Source organism: Bradyrhizobium sp. B124 (assembly GCF_038967635.1).
GTDB lineage: Bacteria > Pseudomonadota > Alphaproteobacteria > Rhizobiales > Xanthobacteraceae > Bradyrhizobium.
This window is the reverse complement of sequence record NZ_CP152413.1, coordinates 3,660,013-3,678,220: the sequence shown is the minus strand read 5'-3', so window position 1 is coordinate 3,678,220 and position 18,208 is coordinate 3,660,013. Positions and strand designations below refer to the sequence as shown.

Genomic DNA, 18,208 nt, shown 5'->3' with positions numbered 1-18,208 from the left:
TCGGCGACGGTCATATCGGTAAGGCTCGACAGCGGCCGACGCCGATCACCGGCAGCGCATTGCCGATGAAGCAGCACACGAAATAGGTCGAAACCACGGCGGCGCGCTCGTCGTCGGGCGCTATTTGGTTGACCACCTGAAGGCTGCCGCGGTAGCCGAGCCCGGCGGATATAGCGACAACTGTGGCGGCCGCGAGCATGACCCATGCCGATGCGGAAACCTGCGCGATGACGATCGCTCCGGCTGCGGGGATCATCAGCGCGAGCGACCACAGCATCGAGGTCCGGCTAGCTAGTGTCTGCATTGCCACGATGACCACCGCGACCACGATGGCAAGTTCGAACAGCAGTGCACCCGCAGCGGCACGGTTCTCGATGCGAAGGTCGTGCGCCAGGATCGCGGGCATCAAGGAGGCATAAAAGCCGACCAACGCCATCAAGCCGAAGCCAGTGATCGCAGGGGCCACGAATTGAGCCTGGACCTTTCTTGGCCACGCGAGTTTCGGGTGAATTTCGATCTGCCCAGGATCTGGATGTTGCACGGTTTCCGGTGTGAACCAGATCAAGGCGGCGGCCGCGCACGCGACGACGAGATAAACAACAAACGACAGCTGCAACGGCCACGGTGCATATTGTGCGAGCAGCCCAGACAGCAGCGCCGCGACACCGAGGCCGAGGAAATTGGTGCTGGTGCCTATGATGGCCGCGCGCCCTTTGTCGGCTCCGCCGACGAGCTCAGCGAGCCACTGCATTGCCCGTGCCGCTGGCAAGGCCAATCCCAAGGCCACTGAGGACGATGCGGCCGATGTAGAGCCACGCGATGCCACGCGCGAAAAGGAAGACCAGAGCGGCGAGGATTAGGAGCACAATCGCCGACAATGCCGTCACCCGCCGGCCGGCACAGTCCGATGCACGGCCAAACAACCAGCAGTGCGGCGATATTGCCGATCGCATAAGTCGCATAGATCAGCGTCAGGGTAATCTGCGAGAAGCCAAAGGCCTTCTGATAATCATGTACAGCGGCGTGATCAGGGTGCTGAGGCCGAAGGCTGTGGCAATCAGCATCCCCACCGCAGCGAACGCCGCTCGTATGTCGAAGTTCCACCCGTGGGGTGCGCATGGCGTCAAGCTGCGCCATTGCCTCATGAAGCCGGAATAGCGAGGCAATCCGCGATCGGGGCGTTCGTTCCAGACGAAACCGCCGGCAGCGAGATCCGCGGCTATCGGCGATCGCCATCGCGAGCAGGTTTGAGCGATGGGACGGCTCCTCAGCCGACCGGTTCGCGTGCGGTGCACCTTTGCATCGACATGCAAAACGACGGAGTCCACCGTGCCCAGATGGTCGCCATCGAAGCCGACGAGGCTGTTCGAATCAGGGGCGCCGTGTGCAACGCCCTGGATAAGCCGCGTGTTCCCGCGCATGATCGAGCTGGCGCACCACGCACCCGACGTGCTGTGTTCACCCGCTTTATTCCGCCGCACTCGAAGCATGACGCGCGAAGAATGGCTGGCAGTTCGTCCTGGCGGCGCTCTCATTCGGGCAGTTTGTGTTTCCTTTCTGCGCATTGCTCAGCTGCCGTGTGCGATCGGACCCGCATTGGCTGCTGGCGCTGTGCGGGTTAACGCTGGCGATGCGCTGGCTCGAAGCCGCAATCCTTATCCTGCCGGTCATTCACGGGCTATCCGCGATGGTCACCGGCGCAATGTTGATTGCCGCCGGCCTCTTCCTCGGCACAGTGTTCTGGCTGGCATTCGACACGGTTCTAACGCGATCGCAAGAAATGGAGCCTTTGGGCGCTATCTGGTGGCGCGCTCGCGCCGGAGCAGGAGCCCGATCAGCAGGGCAGGGGCGATGACGCTGACGGGGGAAGCGGCGACGAGCAACCGCCGCGCGGCGAACGTGTATGTGCCGCTGGTCGGATCAAAGCCATAGCAGAGCAGATGGATCTGCTCGCTCCAGCGCCCAATACGCCCCTGGCCGGCTACGACCAAGGCAAGACGGAGGCTCGCGGCATCGACCGCAAGGGCCGAGAGCGCGCGAAATCCGCTCGTCCGGCGTCACCACGAAGGCGGCGGTGGGATGGGCGAACTGGTCGTGCTCGCGATCGTAGACCTGCTGTACGCCGAATGCGTCGGTCAAAGCGCCATACCGGCGCGGCCGCCCGCAGAAATACGCTGTGCTCGGCGAGACCGCTTCTTGGGCTGACCTGCGCATTCTTCGTGGCCAGCGCCTGAGCGGAAGTGTCCTTGGGATCATGCCGACAACGCCAAGCCGAAAGTCCCGACGAGCTCAAGCCGGTATCAGCCAGCGCGTTCGACACGATCGATATCGCCGGCCCGCAGAGTGTTTCGCAGGTGTAGTTCGCTAGGACCCAGACGGTCGGGACGCCACCAAGTCAATACTCCGGCGGCGCGCTGCGGTCGCGTACGTCGTTCAGCGGGTTTGCACGGCAATTGTGCATTCGCGCGAGGCACGAGGGTGACCTGCTCGAGCTACGAACTGGAGAGGGCTGCTTGCGCCGGCAGTGTCGTCGTGGTTCACGCGACAAGCGCCACCATCCATGCCGCGAGCTGCGCAGGGAGCAGAGCTGGTTCATAGACTTATCGACCCAGCATGGGAACAGCAAAATGCGCCTCATATCCGGCCATCGTTGGAACGAACCAGCGCGATGGGTAATGGTTCCAAGAGACAGCGTGAGCGGATCATCGGGATTTCGGGCCTGTTATCTGCCCTAACGGCATTGGCGGCGAGTGATGGACGACAAGGTTTACAAGCTGGAGCAGGGCGCGGGGCAACCCGCTCGCGGGTTTGTCAGGGTGCGCGGTGCGCGCGAGCACAATCTGAAGAACGTCGACGTGAACATCCCGCGCGACGCTCTGGTGGTGTTTACCGGCGTCTCCGGCTCGGGAAAGTCGTCGCTGGCATTCGGGACGCTGTATGCGGAGGCGCAACGACGGTATCTCGAATCCGTTTCGCCCTACGCCCGCCGCCTGTTCCATCAGATGGCCGTGCCTGAAGTCGTCGAGGTCGAGGGTCTGCCGCCGGCTGTGGCGCTTCAGCAGCAGCGGGGATCGCCGACCACACGATCCAGCGTCGGCAGCGTCACGACGCTATCGAACCTGTTTCGGATGCTCTATTCGCGCGCTGGGGACTACCCGAAGTCGCAACCGCTGCTCTATGCCGAGGCTTTCTCGCCCAATTCGGCGGAGGGAGCCTGTCCGAAGTGTCATGGTCTTGGCCGCGTCTATGACGTGACCGAGCGATCGATGGTGCCGGACGATACCCTCACCATCCGCGAGCGTGCTGTCGCGGCGTGGCCGACGGCATGGCACGGCCAGAATCTGCGCGATATCCTGACGACGCTTGGCTACGACATTGATACGCCCTGGCGCGAGCTTCCCAAGCAGGCGCGAAACTGGATCCTGTTCACGGACGAGCAGCCTACGGTTCCGGTTTATGCAGGTTATGACCTCAAGGAGGTCCAGCGGGCGCTGCGGCGGAAGGAGGAGCCGAGCTACCAGGGCACTTTCACCGGCGCCCGGCGCTACGTTATGGAGACGTTCGCCAACACGACCAGCGCGATGATGAAGAAGCGGGTCTCGCAATTCATGCTGAGCGCCGAATGTTCGGCCTGCCACGGCAAGCGGCTGAAGCCAGAGGCGCTGTCCGTCAAGTTTGCCCGCATGGATATCGCCGAGATGGCGCGCGTTCCGTTGAAGCAACTGGCGGAGCTGATGGGGCCTTATTGTAATGGCACTCTTGGTCGGCAGGACGCTCACCCGGAGAAGGCGATTGTCGTGCGGCGGATCGCGCAGGATCTGAGCGCGCGGCTTGGCGTGCTGCTCGATCTCGGTCTCGGCTATCTTACCCTGGAGCGGAGCACGCCCACCCTGTCTCCGGGCGAACTCCAGCGCCTGCGTCTGGCGACCCAAGTACGCTCCAACTTGTTCGGCGTGGTTTACGTGCTCGACGAGCCGTCCGCGGGACTCCATCCCTCTGACACCGAGGCACTCCTCCGTGCACTCGACGGGCTGAAGACGGTGGGAAATTCACTCTTCGTCGTCGAGCACGAGCTGGACGTCGTGCGCCATGCGGACTGGATAGTCGACGTCGGACCCGATGCGGGCAGGCATGGCGGCGAGGTCCTTTACAGCGGCCCAATCGATGGACTGAAATCCGTAGAGAGATCGCGCACCGCGAAATATCTGTTCGGTCAGGCTATCCCACCTCAGCAAACGGAGCGCGCGCCGCAGCGGTGGCTAAAGCTGAGCGGCGTCACGCGCAACAATCTCAGAGCTATCAATGTCGCATTCCCGCTGGGCGTATTGACGACGGTCACCGGCGTATCGGGCTCGGGCAAGTCGAGCCTCGTTAGCCAGTTTCTCGTCGAGGCGCTGAGGCGGCATTTTGGTCAGTCTCATGTGCCGGACGATGACGACGAAAACGCCCTTGAACGCGCCCCGGTCGAGCCATCGATGGGCAAAATCGTTGAAGGGCTCGATCGCCTGAAACGGCTGGTCGTCGTGGACCAGAAGCCGATCGGTCGAACTCCGCGCTCCAATTTGGCGACCTATACCGGTCTCTTCGATGACGTGCGAAAGCTATTCGCGCAGACGAACGAGGCACGCCGACGCCGGTTCGATGCCGGGCGGTTCTCCTTCAACCTGCCGAAGGGGCGCTGCCCCACCTGCCAGGGAGAGGGTTTCGTCTGCGTCGAGCTGCTTTTCCTGCCAAGCGTTTATGCGCCTTGTACGGAATGCCAGGGCGCGCGCTACAATCGGGAAACCCTCCAGATCAAGCTTCAGGGCAAGTCGATCGCCGACGTTTTGGGAATGACGGTCGATGAGGCCCATGCGTTCTTCGTCGAGAATGCCCAGATTGCGAGATCGCTCGATGTGATCCGGCAAGTCGGCCTCGGTTACATCCGTCTTGGTCAGCCGGCGACGGAGCTGTCCGGCGGCGAGGCGCAACGGGTGAAGCTCGCCACAGAACTTCAGCGCACCCAGCGGTCCGGAAGTATTTACATCCTTGATGAGCCGACGACGGGCCTACATCCGTCCGACGTCGAGAAGCTGATCGTTCAACTCGACGGGCTGGTGGAGGCGGGGAGCACCGTGATTGTCGTAGAGCACGACATGAGCGTCGTCGCTGCAAGCGATTGGGTGATTGATATTGGGCCTGGGGCAGGCGATGAGGGAGGGCAGGTCGTCGCAGCGGGACCGCCGGCGGAGATCGCGCAGCACAAGTCGAGCCGCACGGCGCCCTATCTGGCGCGGGTGCTGGAAGAGTATCGGTCGGGACGATGAGAAGCAGCAAGTCCGAGGTTGCCGAAGTCGAAGATACTGTGCACCTGTGCATAGACGTGCAGAATATCTTTGCGTCAGGCGGCCTCTGGCGAACGTCCTGGATGGAGAGGTCTTGTCGATGATCGTGTCGATCTTATCGCGCTATCAGGCGAGAGTCACCTTTACGCGCGCTTCTCGGGGTTGAACTGCCGCCGCACGTCCCATTTGCAACGTCAAGAAGCAATGAGGGCTTCCCGGCTAGGTTCAATTGCGCGATGCCGGACACCCGCGCTAGCGGCTTAGTTATTCGTACCAGTCGGCGCTCAGGGCACTTCGACATTCCTTTCGGCGACAGAGACTGACCTGTCGCCGGTTTAGTGGTGCCAAAAGATCGCGAGCAGCAGAATGATCGGCAGCGGTACGCCTAGCAACCACAACAATGCGCCTCGTCCAAAGCCCATGGCTCTCTCCTTCAGTATCTGTCCCTCACTTCCAACGCGTACGTCCGGCGCACAGTTCCTCGCCGGAACGGTTTTCAAGACGGGTGATTGAAAGACCAGGATGACCTGCTCCGCTTTCCAGTCGCATTCTACGACGATTGCTGCAGGGTAACGACCGTTTGCGAAAGGAGACCAAGGCGATCGATGACGACACGAATACATCCTTTGTCCGCCGATATCGAACTCGCGCGTGCGATCGCACGTCACAGCCGTCCGCTGCCGGAGCGGATTTCGGGCGGGAGCGGATGAGTATATTCTGACCGCGCTTGACGTTGGATGGTAGCTCTGGTGTCGCGCCAAACCGTGGTCGCAGCGGGACGCAAGCGATCATGTGCCGCTGATCGACGTTTGGCTGCCTCCATCAATGATTAAGAAGCCGCTTGGAAAATCGAGGCGCTGGCTGCCGACTATGAGCGGCGCGCTGCGCTTCCAAGGAGGCACAAAGCCGGTAAAGGGTGCGGACGAACCCTAAAACATTTGTGCATTAAGACCGGGCCAACTAGCGGGCCAGACGCTTGATGGTCTTGGCCGCACGGTTCGGGCCGTGCCACCCGAGAAATTTCAGTTCCTTATTTTCCAGCGCATTCGTCGCTCGAAAGAATTGTTCAAGATCGTCGCGCGCACGGGAGGGCAGATTGCGGATATCCTTAATATCCGTTTCGAGCGGCGACCGGTCAGGCACAGCAAACACACGGTCGTTTCGCTCCTTCTTGCCTTTGTGCCTTTGTTCGACTTCGAGAATTCCGACCGGGCGACAGCGCAGCACGACGCCCGGATAGGTCTGCGCGTCATGCAGGATCAGCACATCCAGCGGATCGCCGTCCTCGGCCTTGGTCGAGGGAATGAAGCCCCAGTCGTAAGGATAGGTCAGACCCGCCATTAGCGGCTTCGCCAGGGCAAAAACACCGAGCTTGGGATCGAAATCGAGCTTGCACGAGCTTCCGCGCGGCGTCTCGACAACGGCGAAGATGTTGTCGTCGTCGGCCCAGCTTGGCAGTTTTGTCAAATTGGTCATGGCGCGACCGTCGATCTCGGCGACGACAAATGGGTACGGGCCTGGCGAGACCATGCGCCAGACCCGTGGGCGGCGATCAGGCGGCGGTGGAGGCCTTCTTGTTGACGCCCTTGCGCAGCGCAACCGCGTTTAGCTTGGTGTTGGCCGCCTTCTCCTCGTTCAGGTTGGTGGTTAGGAAACGCACGATATCGTCGTGGCCGAGTTCTTCCGCCCAAGCGATCAGCGTGCCGTAGCGGCATATCTCGTAATGTTCGACAGCCTGCGCGTTCGCGACGATCGCCGCATCGAGTACCGTCTTGTCTTCGATCTCGCCGGCCGTCTCATCCGCTTCCTTGATGATGCCGTCGATGGCAGGACATTGCGTACCGCTCGCCGACTTGCCCAGTTTCTGAAAGGCCTTCTCGAGACGCTCGACCTGCTTGTTCGTTTCTTCGAGATGGCCCTTGAGGCCCGCGACCAAATCCCGGTTGGTGGCCTTGTCGATCATTTTCGGTAGCGCCTTGAGGATCTGCTGCTCGGCATAATAGATGTCCTGCAAACCGTGCAGCAGCAGATCATCCATCGTCTTGATGTCTTTTGTGAATAGTCCCATGACGTCACTCCTTGGTTCAAACCGATGGAACGGCGCGCATTGGGCTTTGTTCCTCGCAGCCTTTGCCGCAGTGGCCACAACGGTCGGGGTCGCCGTTCTGACCATCCCTGCGAAGGGGCGCGGAGGCCGTTTCCCGCCGCAGGAGGAACTGCGGCACCGAGCGGGCGTTTTGCCATATTGCGCGGAGATCAGGATGGTCAGTACCTCGCTATGGATGGACACGGAGATACTCCCAGAGGCGGCTGAGCTCAAAGGCGATGCGCATTGCGATGTAGCCGTCGTCGGCTCCGGAATGGCCGGGCTTTCGACCGCCTATGAACTCTCCAAGCGTGGCCAGTCGGTCATCGTCATCGATCGCAAGGGTATCGCACGTGGTATGACCGCGCGGACTTCAGCGCACCTTGCGCCGCTCTGCGACGATCTGATGACCGAATTCAAGAAACTGCGCGGCGCTGAAATCGCCAAGCTATTCTACGAAAGTCAGGCCGCCGCCGTCGATCGGATCGAGGAGATTCAGGCGAGCGAGAAGATTGCCTGCGACTTTATGCGACTGGATGGGTACCTGTTTCAGGGCAACGGCATGCCGGCCGACATCATCGATCAGGAACTGGAAGCGGTGCAGGAAGTCGGCGCGCCGGTCCATCGGCTGGTCGGCGTGCCGCTCAAAGGCTGTGAGAAACGCCACGTGCTTCGCTATCCACGCCAGGCAAAAATCCATCCCCTCAGATATCTTGCCGGAATTGCCGCAGTCTGCGAAACGAACGGTGTTCGCTTCTTCGCCAACAGTCCGGTCGAAGAAGTTGCCGAACGGGACGGCGGCGTTGCGCTGCGAACCTCACACGGGCAGATCACCGCGGGTCACGCCGTGATCGCGACCAACGCCTCAATTGCCGACCGCTTCCAGCTGCATTCCAAGGTCGCTCCCTATCGCACTTACGTGGTCGCTTTTGCGATCGCGCGGGGTGAACTTCCGGAGGGGCTCTACTGGGACACCGAGGATCCCTACCACTATGTGCGGCTGCAAGCGGGTCCGGACCATCATGATTTCGTTCTTGTCGGCGGCGAAGACCACAAAAGCGGCGAGGCGGATGACGCCAACCAGCGCTTTGCCCGGCTGGAGAGCTGGGCGCGTGAATTGATCCCGGCTGTTGGCAGGGTCACGCACCGCTGGTCGGGACAGGTACTCGATACCATCGATTATGCCGGCTTCATCGGCCGCGAGCCCGGCAGCGAGCGCATATACCTCGCAATGGGCGACTCCGGTCAAGGGCTGACCCATGGTGTGATGGGCGCGATTCTGAACTCATCTCTCATTCTCGGCGGGGATCACCCCTGGAGGCCTGTCTATGCGCCGGATCGCAAACCTCTCGCAGCGGCGCGGAATTTCCTGCGCGAGAACATGACGATCCTGCAAAACCTCGCCGAGTACGTGGCGCCGGGTGAAATCGCCTCGGTTGAGGAGCTTAAGCCGGGTGAGGGCGCCATCCTGCGCCGTGGTCTTGAGAAGATCGCTGCCTACAGGGACAAAGCGGGCGAGCTGCATTTGCATTCGGCAAGCTGTACCCATATCGGCTGCCATCTGCACTGGAACAGCTTCGAGACCTGCTGGGACTGTCCATGCCACGGCTCGATCTTCGCGCCCAATGGCCAGCCGATCAATGCGCCGGCCGTTTCGGCCTTGCGACCCGTTCAAAGATGAGCCTGCGTGACGAGATCACTTCACCTATTTTCGGGAGCTTTTCCTCACCTTCAAAGACGAAGATATCGGACAGGACGACTTGCGCAGCGCCCGCACACCATGGGCGGTTCTGCCGCCACCGTCCGGCGAGCCGATTGCCGACAACTTTCGCTGCGAAGTCCTGGTAATAGGCGCTGGTATCACGGGTGCCCTGGTGGCTGAGCGCCTGACCCGGCAGGGTCGGCAGGTCATCATCATCGATCGCGAGATTCCAAGCCTCGGCAGCACGGTCGCCAGCACCGCAATGCTGCTTTGGGCCGTCCGTTTTTCCAACTCACACAGCTTTACGGTTTCGAGAAGGCAGTCCGCTGCTATCGCGCCAGTCACCAGGCCCCTCGGGGATTGCGGGCAAGGCGTTTGGCGACGACGCCGTCATGATCTTCATTCACGGTGTTGAGCAGCCTCGGCATCCGCATAGTTGCGGCTTGCCGGTGACAGACGAAAGATGCCGCCTACCTCGAAAGTGTGTCGCGAAAGGTTTTCAAGAGCGGCACGACGCTTCATAAGCGAAAGTACGCAAGGTCTCTCGTGCCCGATTGCAGCAGGTCAAAAACCATGAACGTCGCGGGCGTCTCCTCGGCAAGGCGCTTAAACCCGGCTCACGGCCGGGTGGATGCGCTGGAACGCGTCGAACGAATACCCGGCCTCAAGCTCGATGATCAATTCGCCATCCAGCGTGAGCGTTTTCTGCGATAAGGTCGCCGCGGCCGCAGCAATCTCCGGAAAGTAGCGAACAAGGTCGCGGACCACCTTTGGATTGCATGCGAATTCGGCAGCCCTCGCGTATCAAAAGACAACGGAATCCGTCCCACTTCGGCTCATATTGCCACTCTGCTCCGCGCGGCAATTGAGCGACGGATTCGGCTTCCATCAGATTCATACTTGATATTGCCTCCGAAGCGAGCTGAACGACGGTGCAACTCTTGCGGACCAGCAAAGTCCCCAACGCAGTAATTAAATCTGCCCAGAAGCGTTTCTTATACACGGTGCCGAACCCGTTCGTCGTCGATCTGATGGACTGCGGTAGAGCGTCGGCGGCGCCGCGGCCGAGGCCAAGTGCAAGGCCGAAGAAGCCGACCTAGAAGCCGGAGAAAGGCCGCGGCGGCCAAAGCAGGCCGGCCCTGATGCCAATCTGCGAAAGAGGCTCCGCGACCGGGCGCGACGAAAGTCGGCCTGAGATTGTGAAGGCCTGCAGGTAGCCGCCCTGGCCCAAGCGCATGAAGCCGGCGTTCATGGACAGAACGGTTTATCTCGGTGAGACGCTTGGCCGGTGCCTTCTTCGCCTTCGTCGGTTTCGTCGCTGGCTTAGCTTTGTCGCCGCCCTCGATGCTTTGCTTCAACGCGTCCATCAAATTGAACACATTGCTCGGTGCCGGCCTCCGGGCGGTCGCAATCGGAAGGCCCTTCCGCTTCTGGTCGAGCAGTTCATGCAAAGCCTGCTCGTAGTGGTCTTCAAACTTTTCGGGCTCAAAGTGACCGGACTTCTGCTCGACGATATGCTTGGCGAGTTCCAACATATCCTTCGTGATCTTCACGGATGTCGCCGAAGTATTCCGCGGCGTTGCGAACTTCATAGGGGTAGCGAAGCAGCATGTCCATCAGACCCCTGTCGCGCGCCTCGAGGGTGATGACGTGCCCGCGGTTGGTCAAGACCATACGGGCGAGGGCGATTTTATCGAGCGAGCGGATGGTTTCGCGGATGACCGCATAAGCGTCGTGTCCTACCTTGCCATCGGGAACGATGTAGTAGGGCGCACGAGATAGAGATCGTCGATCTCGCTTCCTCGGCACGAACTCGTCGATCTCGATGGTGCGCTTCGACTCCAACGCGATGTTCTCGATCTCGTCCTTGGTCACTTCAAGATATTGATCGGTGTCGACCTTGTAGCCCTTGATGATGTCGTCGGACGCGACTTCTTCGCCGGCGTCGGCATCGAGTGCGGGTCCACTGACCTCGACACCCGGCGGCTCCAGCCCCTCGCTGGAGCCATTCTTTTAGAAACCAGGGCGACCGGTCAGAACTCATCGAGGCACCTTTTAACAGGCCGCCTGGCGCCGGGTGTTTCCATCGACCGTGGCCTGCCTTGCCGGCGCGCTAGCTCTTCTTTTTCGAGCAGATCTCAAAGAAAAAGCGAACGACCATCACCGGTCCATCCTCATCCCGGACCGCGATTTCCATATGCTCGGTCCCGTTCTGATTGGCGCTGACGACTGCATCCCGAGCCATGCCTCCTAAGGATAGCGCGGCTTCGCTCTGCGCCGCTTCCAAATCCCGTAGGTCAAGGCCTTCCTCATCAACGGCAGTTCCGCTCGTGTCTTTCAGGTCGAAGTAGTATCGAGGCATCGGGCGCTCATTTTCAGATCTCCGATACCCAAACCAAACCAAACCAAACCGCAGCGTTCCTATTGAGTATTCCGGCCAGTACCGGCCCAGCGGCAGCTGTCTGTACCAGTGTCCTAAGTGGATTTTGGGAGTGTCCAAATTGCGATTAAGCGACGCCATCCGTTCTCCCAAAGGCCACTATCCGCGACAGGTTCCGCATGGGATGATGCCCGTCCGGAGGGGATTTTCCCATGCAGGACATGCGAGCGCACTTGGAGAAGCTTCGGATCGAAGCTGAGGAGTGCGAGCTAATCAGCAAGCTCGCAACCAACGCGACCAAGAAAGAGCTGTTCGCCCAGCTGGCCACGCACTACCGGACCCTGGCTGATGAAGTCGAGCGGGCCATGAGCGACGTTCGCTCCGGCCCGTAGGTTCCGATTAAAGGAACTTTTGGCAGTGCTGCGCTTACTGATTCCTTTCGCCGGGAATTTTTCAGCGGAGCGAGTGACCGTGCAGAAGCGACGCCGGGTTAAACAAATTCATTCCCTTGAAGGGCGCCTTGCACAAGAAGCTCAAGAGTTGCGCCGCCGGGCAAAAGGGCTTTCGCCGGGTCAGGAGCGGGAATCGCTGCTGAGGAGGGCACAGCAGCACGAAGAGGCGGCCCGTATGAGCGAATGGCTAACGCCGCAGGGATTGCGAGCATCGAGATAGAAGTGAGGCCGCCTCAAGGTATGAGCCGCCCACCGAAAGAGTGTGTGCGTGACGTCATCATGGATCGGCCTCAGTGCTTATCCCCGAGCTGGGGCCGTTCTACCGAGGCGCCTCTTTTCCATCGCCACCGTGCCCGATGCGTTTCCAGTCGGCGTAACCATAGATTCCCGACCAATGATGCACGATAGTCCCGCAACGTTCGCAGCTAGAAAGTCCAGAACTGATCACGTGAGCGGGGCGCCGCTTTTGAACCGCAGAATAAACAGCGCCGCAGCCGCGGCACGAAAAATGAACTATCACCATGCCTTTCCTCGGAAGGGCAAACTCTTACCAGCCTCTCCGTAGCGCGCCTAGGTATCTTGCGGCGGATTTGCGAATTGCTGACCCCCGGGCGACGAATTGGACGCGAAGCAGACTGCCTACCGGCTTGCTCTAGCGCGCGTGGAGCAAACCAGGGCGCTCGCTGCCGAACTATGGGCCCGAAACCGCCGGCGTCGATCGTGATCGCATCTGCGGCCGACCGGCGCGCCTTCCAAGGCTGCTTTGAGCAGGCCGACGGCTTTAGGCAGCCCCCGTTCAACGTGCTCAGGTCCGATCGCCTCCGGTCGCTCCTCGACACGGCCGTAAAGAGCCCAACGATTGGGGAGGGAAGAGGGCTCGGCAACGGCTGGAAGCGGACCTGACCAGCCGCATCCTCGCGGTGAAGGGGTACGAGGCCGACTGCGCGAATGCGATCGAGGCGTCGGGTTCGCCGCCGCAAAGAACGCTGCGCGCGAGCGGGCGCCCAAAATCCACTCGCTGTTGTCCAAAATTCGGAAGCATCGTCCGCGAACGGTGGCCGGCGTGCTGATCTTCGCGCGCGCTATGACCCTTTTCGAAGATGCACAGCGAGGCGGTCATGGCTACGGAGAGCAGGGTCGGGGACTGCTTCTCGGCTACGACCTTGCCGAGGCGATGCTTCGCGTCGCGGCGGCAACGGCGTAGTATCGACAGGCGGCGGCTTCGGCCGCCGAACCTTTTATGGGTGAGAGGTAACAGTGAATGCTGATCATCGCGCGGCGCTTCTGAGCCGGCGTTTTGCTAGCGTCGACGACGCCCCAGAAGTGCTCCGATGAGAAAGGCCGCGGCAAGCATCTCAAGCGGAGCTACACGGGTTGCTGCACCGAGACGATCGATCCATATCGGGCTCGCTCGCTCGCTGGGAAGCCGCTGAGAAAACTCACTCAGCGTTTCTCTAACACCTACATCTGTCTCTTCGATTGACATTGTCTAGCCTTCAAACGCTAAGAACGCTGAGCGGATCGCTTAGGTTCCAGAGACCGGTGGGTTCGCAAGGGTGAGTGTGTATCCGCCATCACGGGCGGCGAGCCGGCGCTCAATTCCCATGAACGAGTGCAGCGATTAATTTAAGGAGAGCTTGCTGCTCGGGTCCGCCCTTTCCGTGAGAAAGAAAGTCCGAAATCTCTATCCTCTTAAAGGCGCCGCCCGAGGGTAGATGGGCCTCGTGCAGCGCAAATACGCGTCCGTCATCCTCGCTGCAGAGCGTCCAGCGATCCCCGTTAGAGCTATGGTAGAGTTCGCGTTGACCGGACATGCGCAAATACAGTTCAGCGGGCCGGGGAACGAGCGCGCCCTGGGGAGTTGATGCTGTCAGAATGGGACGCCGTAGTATTCGTTCACCGACCGGCCAACTACCGGATCACTCCAGTTCCAGCTTGTCTCCTCACGATACTTCGGCGCGCCTGAAGCTGGCTCCCGGTGATTCCGTTCGATGCTGCCGATCTTCTGGCTGTCCGCTCCGTGCCTTCGACCTTATCGCTTCCGATCAGGTTGCCGGCCTCGTTCGCTTCCAATGCCATGATAAATCCTCCACAAACGACTGTTTCGGAAAGCAATCATCGCAATCGTCAAGCGTTCCTAGCCGGAGGCGCTTCAGTCTGTCACGCGGCCAGCGCTCAACAGCCAACCGTGAACAACTTGCCATTTGTCATCGTCAGAGCCGAAATCGAGCAAGGCCGAATTCGATGATCGAAGCTCTAAGAAAAATCTGAAGGCGTCACGCCCCGTTGGGCTTGTTAGACCCGGCTGCGTCCCAATTCAACGGTCCCACTCCGTGAGGATAGCTATTCTTGTATCCGTCGTGGTCATGGTTGGTGCTTCCAGCGCGCAGCTCCGAGCGAAGCCAAGGCCGCCCATCCGAAAGGCGCTTAAGGTGTTCTCGCCGGCAATGGGACGTTTTTGAAGCTTCGCCGACGAGCAATAAACCGACGTTCCAGCGGCTTTCAAGTTCCTACGCTTCCTCCGCTGACTTCACGGGTACTTGGAACCGTCGTTCTCTCGGCAAGTTTCGTACCGACTGAGCCGATCGTGCTCATCTGATGGGCATCGACGGATGGTGCTGCACCGCAACAAGAACGATCGCCGCCGCCCTGGCTTGGCTATCACGTAAAAGTCCACTCGTTTGGAGCGGTCCCCTGATACTCGCGTGGGTGTTAATCTTCGCCGCGTTTTACGAAAAGCCAGAATTGCCAACCGGCGCCCAGCGCGCCCTTCAACCTGCGATCGAGGCCGTTGGTGATGCTATCCCACCTCCATGGGGGCCGCAGATCTAGTTTGTCGTTCGGGAGATTGGCGGCCTCGTCTGGCTCCAAGTCGCGCTGCTTATTCTGCGCTGCGCTTAGCCCTCTCTACCTTCGCATCATCGCGCGGGTCATCTTCCGCAGCAACCAGAGCCCGTAAGGGGGACACCATTCGGGCCGGAAACTCGGCACGGCATCTGCATGCCGTCAGAGACCATGTTTTCCAAAGTAGGATTGATCCAATGGAACATGCCACGTTGCCTGCTACTGCCTTTAAGTCGCCGGCCATCAGCCTTTCAGGCGTCGTCGATTACAAGATGTACACCGCTTTTCGAACGCAGTTCGACAACGCGGCCGATAAAGACCTAGTCGTCATCGAATTGTCGACCTTAGGTGGCGATCCGGAGGTCGCCCGAATGATGGGGGAGGACGTGCGGTTCGCGAGCGAGACGGAGCCGCAACGGCGCTTCGTATTCCTTGGTAAGGCTGTGATTTATTCGGCCGGCGTTACGTTCATGAGCTTCTTCGCGCGGTCGAACCGATACCTCGCGCGCGGCACGCGGCTGATGATCCATGAACGCAAGCTTTCGAAGAGCTTGGTGATCGATGGCCCATTAACGGCATGCATCGCGGTCGTAAGGGCGACGCTCAACGAAATCGAATGCTCGATCGCTATGCAGAACGAGGGCTTTGAAAATCTCATCCTGGGATCGAACGTGACGATCGACGAGGTCATGCAGAAGGCGCCGTCAAACTGGTATTTGGAGGCCCAGGAGGCGAAGACGTTGGGTCTGATCGAGACCGTTCTGTAACGCTCCGAAACGACGCGACAACGCTTACTCAGCCTCAGACGGAGGGCTCGGTGGGGGGAGCCCGTAACGCTCGGCGCGAGCGGCGGCCAACTTCCGATACTCCTTCGCTTGCTGAGCGAACTGGGCCTTGAGCGCAGGATCGCTCTCCTCGGCGGCAAGGCGTTCAAATTGCAAGGCGTGCTCAATATACTCTGTTAACAGCTTCATTGTTGCCAAGCGCCAACGGCTTGCCTCGTCGCGCGCTCTACAGGATGACACGGGACTGGAAGAGTAGTGCGGCAGTGTTCCCTTGGCAATTAGCGTTCGGGAGTTTCCGCGTCCAAAGAGCTCGAGCGGTTCGAGTCCCGCTGGCAGTGCCAATCCGGAGCGGGTGCGAGGGGGCGACGCGGCGGAGAGCCGGTTAGTGCCGGCACCTTCTTCAGGGGCGGCGATAAGACTACGCCGACCAATTGCCTCCCTTCAGGTAGCTGGATGAACTGGGATAGCCGCCAGCATTCCAAACCATGCTCGCATGTGGGCGCGGGGCGAAAAGCTGCCTTCTCAAATTCCGTGCCCGCGGATGCGATGCCCCTGCGGTGTAGAGTTCGACAGCCAAGTCCTCGCCGACACGGATCCATTGACTGCCCAGCCAACGAAGTGTCATCCGAGGCGAGCTACACCTTCGAGGCCGAGGTCGATGGCGGTTGGTACCGGTAGACAGGACAGCGGCCAATTCCAGTTGAAGAAACAGTTCATCGAGAAGACCGATGATTGATACTGGCGCGCTCGGCAGGACTCGAACCCACATGCGGCGGAGTAGAAATCCGCTGGCCGTCCAGTTGGCCCACGAGCGCGTGTAGCGCAATCCAGAGCCATCCGCTCATAACGGAGAGGTTGTCGGTGAAACGTCCGGCCGTGCCCACCATCAAACGCGAGGAGGTGACCATGTTCCAGTACTGCCCCGCGCTGGTGCTCAACGCGGACCTCCAGTCGCTCAGCTATTTCCCGCTGTCCCTGTTCAACAGGGAAGATGCGGTCGAACCGGTGGTTAAGGGGTCTTCCGGTTTTACTCTCGGCACTGAGCCTTTCGGGGTCGGCAGGCCGCGCGCGATGTACGGGTCGACCCAGAACTTCGCCTCGTCGAAGCTGCTCACGGTCGGGCTCTCGCGCGAGCCTGCATGGACCTCACGGTGGCACTTGGCGCAGAGCAGCACGCACTTCTTCAACTCATCGTCCGGCCTTAGTTCGCGTCCGACCAGGTCCTCCAATCCGCCTTCGATGAATGATCGTTTCTATTGGAGAGATGGCCGAGCGGCAAGGCACCTCACTGTTGACGAGGCGTGACCTTCGGGTTCGATGCGGCTGCATTCTGATGGGATAGACAGTGTGGAGATTCGCATGGTGGCGGTGTCGTTCATCGCGCTTCTTGCCAGCATGGCGTGGCTTCTGTTCGGGTGAGCATCCCCTGACGTGGCTCTCCCACTTCCCGGAAGCGGCCCTTGGCTCCTTCCAGATGCGGCGCGCCCGCCTGTGCTGTCCGGCGGGACCGGCAGCGGGACGGTGATGGTGTGGGTCCAAAATGCCGGGCTGCGCTCGGTCGCCCGCCTGATTGGCCAACGTGGTGGCCCTCGTGGATCACAATGAAATCGTTCTCGATCTTGTCGCTGGCTATGGACACCTTCTGGAGTAGCCCGCCAGCGCAGTACCGATTGCTACTTTTTCCCGGTACCGTGAGTGGCAGCTCTTCCGGACCGGAAAGGCGCGCCCAGCCCCGCGTTCCCCAAGCCCTTCCCGGGGGGTGTTTCGATTCAGGGCGGGTCATGGACAAACAACCGATACCCATCGGTGAACAGATCATCATCACCATTGCGTTGCTGGTGATCTTCGCGCTCGTGATTTGGTATGGCGCCATGATCTGAGACTGGGCGGCTCTTTATTCACGGGGCCGAGACGCCCTCTTGACCGACGTCTTAGGCCTAGGCAGCGGCGCTACCCTAGCTTTCGTGGGTTGCGGCCCCGTCCAGGGAGCGCTGTAATCGCGCACATGAAGGACTATCCCACCAAGATCACGTTCGGTGCGTGAAACCGGCGCGACGCGTATCGTTGTTTCTGCAAGGACTATCAGTGCTCCCATAATGTCCAGATGGACGCGTCGCGATGGCCGGACGAGATGCGTTTGTCCGATCTAGAGCCGCGGTTCACCTGCACGGTCTGTCGCAAGCGAGGCTCGATCATTCGTTCGGTAGACGCGCCGCCAAGAATGGGGACCGGCGGGTTAATGGAAGTAGGTCAATCCTCCCGCCACGATCGCTAGGACGAAAGCCAAAGCGGCAGCTCCGATTATCCAAGGCATGTCATTGCGTTCTCTAGGACTCATCGGCGATTGCCTTCCGTTAGGGATGGAGAAGCGAAAGCAGGCGTTGGCGGTTCTGCTCCCGGTCGAGCTGAGTTTTACGCATCACATCGAGCTGGCCTCGAACCTTGGTGGTGTCTTCGTTCAACCGCTTCAATTCAACTAAACGGGCCTCAAGCTCTGCGAGCCGCCTTTCGCCTTCGACCATATCGAGCTCAATCTGTCTCAGCTCGTCCATGATCGCGTCTTTGTACATCGGGTTACGAGTCGCGCGCTGCTGGGTTCCTAATGCGCCTTTCCGGTTGGCTCGCGGCTCTTGGC

General features: G+C 60.4%; 15 protein-coding genes, 1 tRNA gene and 2 pseudogenes. 8 read left to right on the top strand and 10 right to left on the bottom strand.

The genetic code is table 11. The annotated features are described in order from the left end of the window. Positions 1-10 precede the first annotated feature (10 nt). Together AAFG13_RS17720 and AAFG13_RS17715 are read right to left on the bottom strand one after the other, a co-directional pair. Complete coding sequence (locus tag AAFG13_RS17720) at positions 11-751, bottom strand: MFS transporter (protein WP_342712810.1); 741 nt, start codon at positions 749-751, stop codon at positions 11-13. 220 nt (positions 752-971) lie between these two features. Further along, the gene (locus AAFG13_RS17715) at positions 972-1,421 is read right to left on the bottom strand and encodes a hypothetical protein (RefSeq protein WP_342712809.1); all 450 of its coding nucleotides are present in this window, start codon (positions 1,419-1,421) and stop codon (positions 972-974) included. Positions 1,422-2,753: 1,332 nt separating this feature from the next. Between AAFG13_RS17715 and uvrA the strand changes: the two genes are divergently transcribed. Continuing rightward, complete coding sequence (gene uvrA / locus AAFG13_RS17710; RefSeq protein ID WP_342712808.1) at positions 2,754-5,306, top strand: excinuclease ABC subunit UvrA; 2,553 nt, start codon at positions 2,754-2,756, stop codon at positions 5,304-5,306. Between the two features lie 978 nt (positions 5,307-6,284). Here uvrA and AAFG13_RS17705 read toward each other — a convergent pair. Together AAFG13_RS17705 and AAFG13_RS17700 are read right to left on the bottom strand one after the other, a co-directional pair. Further along, complete coding sequence (locus AAFG13_RS17705) at positions 6,285-6,854, bottom strand: inorganic diphosphatase (RefSeq protein WP_342712807.1); 570 nt, start codon at positions 6,852-6,854, stop codon at positions 6,285-6,287. A gap of 22 nt (positions 6,855-6,876) precedes the next feature. After that, complete coding sequence (locus AAFG13_RS17700; protein WP_092117678.1) at positions 6,877-7,392, bottom strand: ferritin-like domain-containing protein; 516 nt, start codon at positions 7,390-7,392, stop codon at positions 6,877-6,879. A gap of 193 nt (positions 7,393-7,585) precedes the next feature. Here AAFG13_RS17700 and AAFG13_RS17695 point away from each other — a divergent pair, with 193 nt between their 5' ends. Further along, positions 7,586-9,091, top strand: coding sequence for an FAD-dependent oxidoreductase (locus tag AAFG13_RS17695; RefSeq protein ID WP_342712806.1), 1,506 nt, complete (start codon positions 7,586-7,588; stop codon positions 9,089-9,091). Between the two features lie 193 nt (positions 9,092-9,284). Continuing rightward, positions 9,285-9,527, top strand: coding sequence for a hypothetical protein (locus AAFG13_RS17690; RefSeq protein ID WP_342713354.1), 243 nt, complete (start codon positions 9,285-9,287; stop codon positions 9,525-9,527). Between the two features lie 191 nt (positions 9,528-9,718). On the opposite strand, the gene AAFG13_RS17685 is transcribed toward AAFG13_RS17690, so the two are convergent. The 3 genes and pseudogenes from AAFG13_RS17685 to AAFG13_RS17675 all read right to left on the bottom strand — a co-directional run bounded on the left by AAFG13_RS17685 (position 9,719) and on the right by AAFG13_RS17675 (position 11,633). Continuing rightward, positions 9,719-9,880, bottom strand: coding sequence for a hypothetical protein (locus tag AAFG13_RS17685; RefSeq protein WP_342712805.1), 162 nt, complete (start codon positions 9,878-9,880; stop codon positions 9,719-9,721). A gap of 530 nt (positions 9,881-10,410) precedes the next feature. After that, a pseudogene (locus AAFG13_RS17680) lies at positions 10,411-11,068 on the bottom strand (Ku protein); the annotation flags it as partial. Positions 11,069-11,225: 157 nt separating this feature from the next. Next, the gene (locus tag AAFG13_RS17675) at positions 11,226-11,633 is read right to left on the bottom strand and encodes a hypothetical protein (RefSeq protein WP_342712804.1); all 408 of its coding nucleotides are present in this window, start codon (positions 11,631-11,633) and stop codon (positions 11,226-11,228) included. A gap of 71 nt (positions 11,634-11,704) precedes the next feature. Between AAFG13_RS17675 and AAFG13_RS17670 the strand changes: the two genes are divergently transcribed. Together AAFG13_RS17670 and AAFG13_RS17665 are read left to right on the top strand one after the other, a co-directional pair. After that, entirely contained in the window at positions 11,705-11,884 is a 180-nt protein-coding gene (locus AAFG13_RS17670) for a hypothetical protein (protein WP_342712803.1), read from the top strand. A gap of 25 nt (positions 11,885-11,909) precedes the next feature. After that, positions 11,910-12,164: a hypothetical protein gene (locus tag AAFG13_RS17665; protein ID WP_342712802.1), complete on the top strand. Its 255-nt coding sequence runs from the start codon at positions 11,910-11,912 to the stop codon at positions 12,162-12,164. 1,650 nt (positions 12,165-13,814) lie between these two features. On the opposite strand, the pseudogene AAFG13_RS17660 reads toward AAFG13_RS17665, so the two are convergent. Then, positions 13,815-14,023, bottom strand: a pseudogene (locus tag AAFG13_RS17660) (hypothetical protein). A 962-nt stretch (positions 14,024-14,985) separates the two neighbouring features. Between AAFG13_RS17660 and AAFG13_RS17655 the strand changes: the two are divergent. After that, positions 14,986-15,555, top strand: coding sequence for a peptidase S14 (locus AAFG13_RS17655; RefSeq protein WP_342712801.1), 570 nt, complete (start codon positions 14,986-14,988; stop codon positions 15,553-15,555). A gap of 757 nt (positions 15,556-16,312) precedes the next feature. On the opposite strand, the gene AAFG13_RS17650 is transcribed toward AAFG13_RS17655, so the two are convergent. Then, positions 16,313-16,388 (bottom strand) — tRNA-Arg (locus AAFG13_RS17650). A gap of 91 nt (positions 16,389-16,479) precedes the next feature. Between AAFG13_RS17650 and AAFG13_RS17645 the strand changes: the two genes are divergently transcribed. Beyond that, positions 16,480-16,878, top strand: coding sequence for a hypothetical protein (locus AAFG13_RS17645; protein WP_342713353.1), 399 nt, complete (start codon positions 16,480-16,482; stop codon positions 16,876-16,878). 296 nt (positions 16,879-17,174) lie between these two features. Continuing rightward, entirely contained in the window at positions 17,175-17,453 is a 279-nt protein-coding gene (locus AAFG13_RS17640; protein ID WP_342712800.1) for a hypothetical protein, read from the top strand. Positions 17,454-17,927: 474 nt separating this feature from the next. On the opposite strand, the gene AAFG13_RS17635 is transcribed toward AAFG13_RS17640, so the two are convergent. Beyond that, the gene (locus AAFG13_RS17635; RefSeq protein WP_342712799.1) at positions 17,928-18,125 is read right to left on the bottom strand and encodes a hypothetical protein; all 198 of its coding nucleotides are present in this window, start codon (positions 18,123-18,125) and stop codon (positions 17,928-17,930) included. Between the last annotated feature and the right edge of the window lie 83 nt (positions 18,126-18,208).

Bases quoted from the DNA above. Each gene is read 5' to 3' on its own strand.
- AAFG13_RS17670 (WP_342712803.1), top strand. From the start codon at position 11,705: ATGCAGGACATGCGAGCGCACTTGGAGAAGCTTCGGATCGAAGCTGAG.
- AAFG13_RS17695 (WP_342712806.1), top strand. From the start codon at position 7,586: ATGGTCAGTACCTCGCTATGGATGGACACGGAGATACTCCCAGAGGCG.
- AAFG13_RS17700 (WP_092117678.1), bottom strand. From the start codon at position 7,392: ATGGGACTATTCACAAAAGACATCAAGACGATGGATGATCTGCTGCTG.
- AAFG13_RS17655 (WP_342712801.1), top strand. From the start codon at position 14,986: ATGGAACATGCCACGTTGCCTGCTACTGCCTTTAAGTCGCCGGCCATC.
- AAFG13_RS17640 (WP_342712800.1), top strand. From the start codon at position 17,175: ATGAAATCGTTCTCGATCTTGTCGCTGGCTATGGACACCTTCTGGAGT.
- AAFG13_RS17720 (WP_342712810.1), bottom strand. From the start codon at position 751: ATGCAGTGGCTCGCTGAGCTCGTCGGCGGAGCCGACAAAGGGCGCGCG.
- AAFG13_RS17705 (WP_342712807.1), bottom strand. From the start codon at position 6,854: ATGGTCTCGCCAGGCCCGTACCCATTTGTCGTCGCCGAGATCGACGGT.
- AAFG13_RS17715 (WP_342712809.1), bottom strand. From the start codon at position 1,421: ATGCGCGGGAACACGCGGCTTATCCAGGGCGTTGCACACGGCGCCCCT.
- AAFG13_RS17635 (WP_342712799.1), bottom strand. From the start codon at position 18,125: ATGGACGAGCTGAGACAGATTGAGCTCGATATGGTCGAAGGCGAAAGG.
- AAFG13_RS17675 (WP_342712804.1), bottom strand. From the start codon at position 11,633: ATGGCGTCGCTTAATCGCAATTTGGACACTCCCAAAATCCACTTAGGA.
- AAFG13_RS17645 (WP_342713353.1), top strand. From the start codon at position 16,480: ATGTTCCAGTACTGCCCCGCGCTGGTGCTCAACGCGGACCTCCAGTCG.
- uvrA (WP_342712808.1), top strand. From the start codon at position 2,754: ATGGACGACAAGGTTTACAAGCTGGAGCAGGGCGCGGGGCAACCCGCT.